We start from the raw sequence: 1888 nt of genomic DNA on the forward strand, positions 1-1888 counted from the left end.
CCACTCCCAAGTCCGACAGCTCGCGCGGCATGGTCTACGAGGGCCTCGAACCCGCCCCCAAGGGCGACCCCTGCGCCGGCGTCTACCGCGTCTCCTCCGCGCGGCTGTGCACCCACGGCCCGGACGCGCCGCCCAAGGGCGTCGACATCGCCAAGGACACCCAGCCGGTGGCCCGCGCCACCGCCTCCGGGTCCACGGACCCGGCCGGGGACGGCGGACGGGCCCCCTCCGCCGCCGAGGCGCTGCGCGGCGCGCGGCCCGTCCTCGACGCCCGCACCGGCGGCGTGGCCGCCCCGGCCGCGCCCGGCGGCGGTACGACCACGCCGCAGGCCCCGTCCGGCTCCCGCGTGGTGTGCGAGGGCGACGGCTCCGGCGGCAACCGCGTCCAGGTGCTGTACGCCCACGCGCCCGGCCGCGACCGCTTCGCCCAGTACGCCGCCTCGTTCAAGCAGTGGGCGGCCGAGACCGACCTCATCTACAACGCGAGCGCCCAGGAGACCGGCGGCGAACGGCACGTCCGCTACGTCACCGAGTCCGACTGCACCGCCTCCGTCCTGAACGTCGAGCTGCCCGCGGGTTCCCTCCAGGAGTTCGGCGCGACGAACGACGCGCTGGCCGCCAAGGGCTTCAACCGCCGCGACCGCAAGTACATGATCTTCGCGGACACCCAGATCTACTGCGGCATCGGCACCTTCAACGGTGACGAGCGTCCCGGCCAGGACAACATGAGCAACTTCGGCCCCTCCTACGGCCGTACGGACTCCGGCTGCTGGGGCGGCAGCACCCCCGCCCACGAACTGGGCCACAACCTCGGCGCCGTCAACAACAGCGCCCCGCACACCAGCCGCGCCGGGCACTGCGTCGACGAGTGGGACATCATGTGCTACTCGGACGCGCCCAACTACCCGCAGATGCAGATCCTCTGCCCCGACCGCGCCGGCGACCAGCGCCTGGACTGCCATCACGACGACTACTTCCACACCAACCCCAGCCCGGGCAGCTATCTCGCCACCCACTGGAACATCGCCAACAACCGCTTCCTCATCGCGGGCGGCGGCAAGGGCCCCGGCACCGGCCCCTCGCCCACTCCCACCCCCACCACCGGGCCCACGTCCGGACCGACGCGCCCGTCCACCGGCCCCGACGTCCAGGTGACCCAGGTCGGCCCGGACTCCGCGCTCGTCAGCTGGAACCCGGTCGCCGGGGCCACGGGCTATGAGCTGCTCCTCGACGGCAGGAAGCTGGCCGACGTCAAGGACACCGCCCTGCGGATCACCCGGCTCACGCCCGACAGCGCCCACCGGGTCGCCGTCGCCGTGCGCGACGGGCAGGGCAAGGTCTCCGCGCCCGGCCGCGCCGCCGCCTTCCGCACCCTCGCGGCCACCACCGGCCAGACCCGGCCCGGCGGTAAGTACGTGCTGGTCAACGGACTGACCGGACAGGCCGCCGACCTCTGGGGCAGCTCCTCCGCCGACGGCACCGTCGCCATCGCCTACCAGCGGCACGGCTACGCCAACCAGCAGTGGACGTTCGAGAACGCGGGCGGCGGCGCGGTGCGCCTGAAGTCCGTCCAGTCCGGCAAGTGCCTCCAGCCGGGCACCGACGGGCGGGCGGTGGCCGGCCAGTACGTCGCCCAGCGGTCCTGTGACGACACCAACGCCCAGAAGTGGCGGCTGACCGCCGCGGGCGACGGCTCGTACGTCCTCCAGCCGCAGGGCTCGCAGCTGGTCCTGGGCATCAGCAGCCGCTGGTACTACGGCGGCCAGCTGCTGGAACTCCAGCAGCGCAACAACCAGGGCTACCAGAACTGGACGCTGGCCAAGGCCTCCTGACGCACCACCGTCCCTCCCCGATCCGGGCCGGCGGCCACCACCACCCCCCACACCAC

1 protein-coding gene is annotated in these 1888 nt (G+C 73.6%); it reads left to right on the forward strand.

The window, feature by feature from the left end; translation table 11 throughout:
- A partial coding sequence (locus tag K6I33_RS34620) for an RICIN domain-containing protein (RefSeq protein WP_229358764.1) occupies positions 1–1832 on the forward strand: 1832 nt, incomplete at its 5' end.
- Positions 1833–1888 lie beyond the last annotated feature (56 nt).

Origin of the sequence: Streptomyces sp. UNOB3_S3, from assembly GCF_020740895.1 — a bacterium.
GTDB lineage: Bacteria > Actinomycetota > Actinomycetes > Streptomycetales > Streptomycetaceae > Streptomyces.